Genomic DNA, 7,905 nt, shown 5'->3' on the forward strand with positions numbered 1-7,905 from the left:
GGTGGGCGGCGGCCAGCCGGAGGGTGGAAACGACGTCGTCGGTGGTCTCGGCGAAGACAACCCCGTCCGGCAGGGACTGCGAAACGTAGCCGGAGCGGTCGGTACTCGCATCGCGCCGGTCTGCTTCGGATAGGGAAGCTGACCGTGCCCCGGCCAGGACGGCTGATGTGGAGCTGGTGTGCAGTGACATTGGCGTAAAACCCCTTTGTTGTACGGATCAGCGGTGATCAATGACGATGCGTTTATTCGCATTGTGGAAGAACACTTCTGCTGATTGGATAAAATCCTAGGGGGTCTCACGGGGTGGGTCAATGCAGCTGCGCCGAATGCCCTCGCCTGTGCGCTGGAAGGATGCCACTGCCCCGAACCCGGGACCAAACCGGGCGGGTCAATGAAGCGCGGGTGGGTGTCGCGCTGCGGCGCAGTTCGCCTACGCTACGGCCGAAGCCTCACTATTCGCCGGGCTGTACTCGGCCCGGACCAGGATGGGGAGGTGGTCTGAAGCGCCGCGCGGCAGGGTCTCAACGCTCTGGATGTCCAGCCCGCGGGAGGTCGCGAAATCGAAGTGCCCCCGGAAGACTCGGTAACGGGTATAGGTCCTCAGATCGCTGAGCGACAGGTCGTACCCGGAGTCCTTCATATGCCTGGTGAGACGCTGGGTGAAGAACGGGTAGTTGAAATCGCCCAGCATGAGGGTCGCCACTCCAGTGCCCATCCCGAGGAGCTCGGCGTGCGAGGCGTGGATCTGTTTGCGGCGCAACGAATTCGACGCCGTCAGCGGAGCAGCGTGGAAGGATCCCACCACGAGGCCCTGATCGGTCTGGTTGTCGATGAGTTGGAGGCCGATCAGTCGCTCATGTGCGGGAGCGAGCACACGGTCGTGAAGCGACTTTTTCAACATCATGGCCCTGGTATGAAGGGCGGTGAAGCGCTCTTCCCGATAGTAGAGGGCAAGCCCGAGCCGGTTTTCCCGCGTGGCAATCGCCAGCTGCAGGTCGCCCACGGTTGCCGGCAGGTCGGAGGCATCGCACTCCTGAAGGCACAGCAGATCGACTGCGTACCGCTGGACAAGGTCCTCCAGCTCATCGCTGGCCTTGTGCTCGCGCAGGTTGTAACTGATGGCCCGTATCAGGTGAACACTCCTTCGTCTGGCTGATGACAGCAGGATTATTGTACGCACCTCAACGATAGACAGGGTAGGCGGTCTGTTGGTCTGGCTGCGAACAACAGATCACTGACTGAGCTTGCCGCCCGGGTCGTCTCGGCGCGCCTTCGTGGCATCGAAGCATGCTGTGCTTGGCTCAGCAGATGGGTCATGAGCAAACCAGTGCCGCGGTCGCAGCTTTTGGTACGTCGATTAGCCTGATCGATGTGCTGACCGCCGTCGGCATCCTGGTTGCGGCTGGTGTGACGGCGTTCGTGCTGCGCAGAATCATTTTGCGTCGCTCGCGTACCCAGCAGAGCACCCATCTTTCAACCTGGTATACCCTGTCACGGCTGGTTGCCTACACCGTTCTGGTGATCGGCTTCTTCCTGGCGATTTCGGCGCTCGGGGTGCCGCTGAGTGACTTCGCCGTGTTGGCTGGTGCTCTGGGGGTGGGCCTCGGTTTTGGGCTACAGGCATTGTTCAGCAACTTCATTTCGGGCGTGGTGCTGCTGCTCGATAAGTCGCTGAAGATCGGCGATTTTGTGGAACTCGAGTCCGGCGTGACCGGCGAGGTGCGCGACATCAAGATCCGGGCGACGACGATCGTCACCAACGACAACATTGACATCCTGGTTCCGAACTCCGAATTTGTCTCCGGCCGGGTGGTGAACTGGACTCACCGTGACGTGCTGCGGCGACTTCGCGTGCCCTTTGGGGTTGCCTACGGCACGGAAAAGAACGTGGTGAAGAAAGCGGCCCTCGAAGCGGCCGCAGCCGTGCCCTTCACCCTTCACCTCGACGGCCCCCAGCGGCCGCAAGTCTGGCTCAGCAAGTTCGATACGAGCTCGCTGAACTTTGAACTTGTCGTCTGGCTCAACCCCGAGGCCACCAAGAAGCCGGTGGCCGTGACGGCGGCGTACAACTGGGCGCTGCACTCCGCCCTGCAGGCGCATGGGATCGAAATTCCGTTCCCGCAGCGCGACTTGCACGTCAAGACGCTTTTCGGTCTCAGTGACGATGATGCCCGGCGTGCACTGGGACTGGCCGAGAACGTCACCCCAGACGAGGCGGGAACCCGGCACTCACAGCCGTCAACCGGGGGTGAGGATAAAGACGACAACGACCACAACGACGCCGCGGACGATGTGGGTGCCGACAATGTTCCCGATGACACCGCAGCCGAGGTGCGCTCGGCTACGGACGATTGATTCGCCCCGCCGGTGCGGCTAGGAGATCTGCAGACCTCCGTTGATGTCGTAGGTGGCGGCGGTGATGTAACCGGCGTCGGGGCCCACCAGGAAGCAGATCAGGGCGGCGATGTCGTCGACAGTGCCGACCCGGCCCATCAGGATGTCCTTGGACATGTCCTGCTTGCGTTCCTCGGTGAGGGTGCCGCCCATGATGTCGGTGTCCACCGGGCCGGGTGCCACAGCGTTGACGGTGATGCCGTGCTCGCCCATTTCGCGGGCCAGCGCCCGGGTGAAGCCGATGATGCCGGCCTTCGACGCGCTGTAGGCGACCTTCGAGTAGGTGCCGCCGCCACGCTGCGCCGAGATGGAGGAAATGCTCACCACGCGGCCGAGCTTCCGCTCGATCATCCCGTGCAGGGCGCGCTGCGTGACCAGGAACGTGCCGGTCATGTTGACGGCGAACACCCGGTCCCAGGCCGCCTTGGTTTCCTGCATGAACTCGGTGGGGGAGCTGATCCCGGCCAGGTTGACCAGCGCGACGATGGGCGGCACCGAAGCTTCAACAGTGGTCAGAGCCGCGTCAACCGAGGCCTCGTCCGACACGTCGGCGGCGACGCCGACCGTCTGCACGCCGTGGCGCTGGGCAATGTCCGCAGCGGCTTCTTCGGCTGCTGCTCCGTCGATGTCGAGGATGGCGATGGACCAGCCGTCGCGGGCCAGCCGGTCGGCTNCGGCCGATGCCGCGGGCCGAGGCTGCGCCGGTGAGGACTGCTGTGCGTTCTGTCGGGAAGGTCATGTGGTCTCCTGTTGTTGTTTTTCTGGGTGAATGAAGTGCTCGTAGTCGTCGTACGTCTGGTTGATGTGGGCCTGCATCGCCTTGCGTGCCACCTCGGGGTTGCGGGTGCGGATCGCGTCGAGCACCAGGCGGTGGTGCTCGATGGCGTGCTGCTGCACCTCGTGGAAGGACGAGGTTTCGCGCCGCATCGTGTGCAGCAGCTGGCTGAGCGGTCCGAGGATCACCGGCACAAAAGGATTCGCCGAAGCGCGGAAGATCGCCTCATGAAACGCCATGTCCGTGGCGGTCACAGCGTCAAGGTCCTTCGCCTCATGTGCTGCCTGCAACGCGACGTTGGCTTCCTCCATTCGCGCGAGGTCCTCATCGGTGGCGTGCAGGGCGGCCAGTTCGGCGGCACCCGTTTCTACCATCCGCCGGATTTCGAGGAGCCGCAGCGAGATGTCGGGGGAGTCGGCGGTGGTCGACGCGTACCTGACGATTGCCTGCAGATCGGTCCACTGGGCCGCCGGATTCACGTAGGTGCCGAGGCCCCGTTTGATCTGCACGATGTGCTGCGCCTGGAGCTGCTTGAGCGCCTCGCGCACCGTCAGCCGGCTTACATCGAGGGAAGCGGCCAGATCGTTTTCCGGGGGCAGCGCGGAGCCGGGTGGAAAGGTGCCGTCGATGACCTGTTCGAGGAGGTCATCAAACACCGACTCAGCGAGCGGCTTCCGTGCCATCTGCATCCCCTCCAACGGTCCTGCGCCGGGGTGCCACCACTTTGATCACTGCTGAATCATCGGCAGTACCCAACCCCTGTGTCTGGCCCAGCAGGAACAGCTGCTCGGCTGCCGCAGCCACCGGCGCCGCGAGTCCCGCACTCCGTGCGGCCTTGCCTACGATGCCCAGGTCCTTCACGAAAATGTCCAGCCGGCTCAGCACGTCGGCGTCGCCGTCGTACCCCTGCACCATCCGTGGACCGCGGTTGGAGAGCATGAACGACGACGCCGCCCCGGTCTCCAGCGTGGCCAACGTCAGCTGCTGGTCCAGTCCGAGCGCATCGGCGAGAGCCAACGCCTCGGCGGCTGCGGCAATGTGCACACCACAGAGCAGCTGGTTCACGGTCTTCATGGCTTGCCCGTCGCCGGCTTTGTTCCCCACCACGGTCAGCGTGGAAGCAAGTCGCTCCAGCACCGGCCGCGCTGTCTCCAGGGCGGCGGGGTCGGCGCCCACCACGATCAGCAGGTCGCCTTCGCCGGCTCGTACCGGGCCGCCGGATAAGGGTGCGTCGACCAGGGCCACCCCCAGTGCGCTGAGCCGCTCGGTCCAGGAGGCGACGGCGTCTATCCCTACGGTGCTGGTCATGACGACGACGGCGCCCGGTGTCAGTGCCGGTGTCAGTGCCGGGGCAATGCCGTCCTCACCGAAGAGGACACCTTCCACCTGGGCGGCGTCGCGGACCGCGAGTAGAACCAGCCCGGCGCCGCTGACGGCGTCGGCGGCCGTCGTGGCACAGGTCAGCCCGGTCGCTTCGGCCCGTTCCCGTGAGGCTGGCATCGGGTCATACCCGGTGACAGTGAAGGCGCCTGCGAGCCGGGTTGCCATCGGCAGGCCCATGGCACCGAGGCCCAGGACGGCGACCCCAGTCTGGTCGTTATTGGCAGTCTGCGAGGTGTTAGGCGTCATCGGGTGTTCCAGTCGTAGTGGGGGACGCAGTAACGGGCGAGCGGAGGATGTCCACCACGTCAGCGAGGGAGTCATCGGTGCCCACGTTGCCGGCGAAGACCACGAACGGGATAGAACGAGCCGGGCCGTCGGCCGGCTGCCAGAGTGAGACGATCCCGGGCAGCATCGGACCACGCACCAGCGCATGCCGGATGGACAGCCCGTGGGCGGCGACGTCGGAGGAGGTGATCCCGCCCTTGGCGATCACAAACCTCACGGGAGCCGTCGCGATGGTGGAGCTGACGACGTCGACTATTGCCTGCGAAATGGTGCGGGCGAACTGGAGGCTCTGCTCTGGATCGTCGGAGCGGATCAGGCGGCGGCTGGTGTGCAGGATGACTTCGCCGTGGGGGAGCCCGACGACGACGGCGCGCACCGCCTCGGCTACTCCAGCATCACGGCGTTCGGGATCGAGGACGGCTTCGACGGCGAGCTCAACGAGGCGGGCCTCGGGTCGCCGGGCCACCAGGGCATCCAGCTGCCGGGTGGTCAGCCCCACATGGGAGCCCACCACAATGAGCCCGCCCGAGTCCGGGGCGTCCAGGTCGGCGAAGACTTCCTCGGCGGTCAGCGGCGGGCGTTCCCTCTGGCCAATCCGAGCCCTGACAAAGGGTGGCCCCACCCGGTGGAGCAACTTCTTGCCCCGGCGTTCGGCTTCCTCGAGGCCCAGAGCCAGGGCCCGGAGGTCGTCCTCGGTGACCGCATCGACGACGATCGGGACGGCGTCGGCCGCCTGATCGAGGGCATCGGCAATGCCCTGCGAGCCGCCGCGGATGGTCGACAGGTCCAGTCGGATGACGGCGGCGGCCGAACCGCCAGTCTTCTCGGCCACGTAGTCACCCAGGTCTGAGGACGTGAACCCGAAGGTGGCATCCTGGGCGAACTCGGTGTCAGCCACGGGGGTGAGGGCGCCGTCGTTCCCGCGCAGGTAGTGGACGCTGCCGATGGTGACGCGACCGGCGTCGGGAAAGGCTGGAACCATGACCACGCCGTCGGTCTCGGTGCCCGCGAGGGAGAGCAGGGTGGCGGCGATGACGTCGGTCTCGAGCGGGAAGTGACCGCGGAGGGTCGAGTCGCTACGGCTGACAAACCCGATGGTGACTCCGGCGTCCGTGGCGGCATCGAGGGAGTTGGTGACGATTTCCCGGTTGCGCGACGCGGTGGTTTCCGGGTCGAGACTGCGGGTGTTGGTGAGGACGTAGACCGCTGGTGCCGGTGCGCCGCCGATGCGCTGGGCGAAGGCCCACGCGAAGTCGCTCGGCTCCCAGGAGGTGAGGACCGGCAGGTCGGCGACGGACTGGGTGCCGGTCGGGTCGTCGTCGAGCACCACCAGGATCCGTCCGGACGCCTGTACGGCGGCAGCGATCACCTCCGGCTGGATAGCCTGGACAGCTGGGTAGCCGCTGAGCAACTCTTCTTCGAGTATCACTGGTCCGCACTTTCGTCACTGGGTCTTCGCCACAGGCAGTCACTGGGTCTTCGCCACAGGCACTTGTCAGATGTCTTATGTCTGGTGCTATTGTGACAGGCAGCACAGTGCCCGTCAAAGTACCGACCAGGCCGGTGTGAACCCCTGAGATGGCAACGAGGCCTGCTCAGTGACCGAGGAGCAGTACGTGGATATACAACTTCTTTTGGCGCTCGTCCTGGGTATCGCCACCATCATTGTTTTGGTGTTGAAGACCCGGCTCGATGCGTTTGTAGCACTCTTGATCGCTGCGCTGGTGACCGGCATTGTTGCTGGCCAGGCGCCGCTGGATATCGTTTCGGCAATTACGACCGGCTTCGGCAACACCCTGGCATCGATCGGCATTGTGATTGGCCTGGGCGTCGGGATCGGCAAGATCCTCGAAGTGTCGGGGGCCGCCAACTCGCTGGCCATGGCCTTCCTGAAGCTCTTCGGCAAGGGCCGCGAGCCCTGGGCACTGGGTAGCGTGGGCGCGCTGGTGTCCATCCCGGTGTTCTGCGACTCCGGCTACGTCATCATGAACCCGCTGGCCCGCTCGATTGCACGGGTCAAGCGCGCCGGGTACATCACCCTCGCGCTGGCCCTCGGCTGCGGCATGACGCTGACCCACCACCTGGTGCCTCCGACGCCCGGCCCGCTCGCCGTCGCCGGCATCCTCGGCGCCGACCTCGGGGCCCTGATCCTCGCGGGTCTCGCGTTCACTGTTCTGCTGCTGCCGATCGTCGTCTTCTACGCCCAGTGGATCGGCCCGAAGATCGAGCCATCCATGAACGAAACGGTTCGCGAGGCCGTTTACGGCACGTCCCACGCCAGGACCGGACGCCGTAGCGGCGGCACCGCTGTTGCCGACCACGACGGCGTCGCCGGCACCGATGACGATGCTCCGTCGATGGACATCGACAACACCACCCTCGGCACACCTCCTGCGGGCGCCAAGCCGCACCGGGTCGGGGCGTTCGTTGCGTCGCTGCCACTGCTGGTTCCACTGCTGCTCATCATCATGAACACCGTCAGCGGTGCGATCGACCAGAACAACCAGGGCGTTGTAGGCACCGGGGAATACACGCCGTCGTCGTGGGTTGTTCCCCTCGCGTTCATCGGTAACCCGGTTGTTGCACTGGTGATCGGCGTCATCCTGGCCGTCTATGTGCTGCTGCCTCGCTGGACCCCGCGTTCGAAGGTGCAGGGCTGGTTCGGTGAGGCTGCAGCCTCGGCCGGTCTGATCCTTCTCATCACCGGTGCCGGTGGAGCACTCGGTCAGGTGCTGCGTAGCTCGGGTGTGGGCGACGCCCTCGCCGAGGCAATCGCCAGTACTCCGCTGCCAGCGTTCCTGGTGCCGTTCCTGATCGCAACGCTGGTCCGCATCGCTCAGGGTTCGGGCACGGTCGCTATGATCACCGCGGCATCAGTGACCGCGCCGCTGGTCGGCTCACTCGGTATCGATCCGATCGTTGCGGCGCTGGCTTGCACGGCCGGTTCGATGGTGTTCAGCTACTTCAACGACTCCTACTTCTGGGTGGTCACCCGCTTCGCCGGCCTTGACGGCGTCGCAGCCCTCAAGGGCTGGTCTGGCATTACGACGGCGGTCTGGGTCGGCTCG

The 7,905-nt window shown here is 65.4% G+C and carries 6 protein-coding genes and 1 pseudogene; 2 read left to right on the top strand and 5 right to left on the bottom strand.

What is annotated here, in order from left to right:
* Positions 1-430: 430 nt before the first annotated feature.
* Positions 431-1,129 carry an endonuclease/exonuclease/phosphatase family protein gene (locus tag K728_RS0100590; RefSeq protein ID WP_024475510.1) on the bottom strand — a complete coding sequence of 233 codons (699 nt, stop codon included), beginning with the start codon at positions 1,127-1,129 and terminating at the stop codon, positions 431-433.
* Positions 1,130-1,287: 158 nt separating this feature from the next.
* Between K728_RS0100590 and K728_RS0100595 the strand changes: the two genes are divergently transcribed.
* Positions 1,288-2,355 (top strand): mechanosensitive ion channel domain-containing protein, encoded by a 1,068-nt coding sequence (locus K728_RS0100595; protein ID WP_024475511.1) that lies wholly within the window; start codon positions 1,288-1,290, stop codon positions 2,353-2,355.
* Positions 2,356-2,373: 18 nt separating this feature from the next.
* On the opposite strand, the pseudogene K728_RS18045 reads toward K728_RS0100595, so the two are convergent.
* From K728_RS18045 to K728_RS0100615, 4 genes and pseudogenes are all read right to left on the bottom strand, one after another.
* Positions 2,374-3,133, bottom strand: a pseudogene (locus K728_RS18045) (SDR family NAD(P)-dependent oxidoreductase).
* Positions 3,130-3,852, bottom strand: a complete 723-nt coding sequence (locus K728_RS0100605; RefSeq protein ID WP_024475512.1) for a FadR/GntR family transcriptional regulator — start codon at positions 3,850-3,852, stop codon at positions 3,130-3,132. Before K728_RS0100605 ends, K728_RS18045 begins: the two are co-directional and overlap by 4 nt.
* Positions 3,830-4,798, bottom strand: a complete 969-nt coding sequence (locus K728_RS0100610; protein ID WP_024475513.1) for an NAD(P)-dependent oxidoreductase — start codon at positions 4,796-4,798, stop codon at positions 3,830-3,832. Before K728_RS0100610 ends, K728_RS0100605 begins: the two co-directional genes overlap by 23 nt.
* A complete protein-coding gene (locus tag K728_RS0100615) occupies positions 4,788-6,266 on the bottom strand; it encodes a four-carbon acid sugar kinase family protein (protein WP_024475514.1) in 1,479 nt (492 codons plus the stop codon). The genes K728_RS0100610 and K728_RS0100615 overlap by 11 nt, the downstream gene beginning before the upstream one ends.
* A 169-nt stretch (positions 6,267-6,435) precedes the next feature.
* Here K728_RS0100615 and K728_RS0100620 point away from each other — a divergent pair.
* The coding region (locus K728_RS0100620; protein ID WP_443110892.1) for a GntP family permease at positions 6,436-7,905 on the top strand (1,470 nt) is incomplete at its 3' end.

Origin of the sequence: Arthrobacter sp. CAL618 (assembly GCF_000468215.1) — a bacterium.
Classification (GTDB): domain Bacteria; phylum Actinomycetota; class Actinomycetes; order Actinomycetales; family Micrococcaceae; genus Arthrobacter_D.

Coding starts and splice junctions, on each gene's coding strand:
- K728_RS0100605 (WP_024475512.1), bottom strand. CDS start 3,852: ATGGCACGGAAGCCGCTCGCTGAGTCGGTGTTTGATGACCTCCTCGAA.
- K728_RS0100595 (WP_024475511.1), top strand. CDS start 1,288: ATGCTGTGCTTGGCTCAGCAGATGGGTCATGAGCAAACCAGTGCCGCG.
- K728_RS0100610 (WP_024475513.1), bottom strand. CDS start 4,798: ATGACGCCTAACACCTCGCAGACTGCCAATAACGACCAGACTGGGGTC.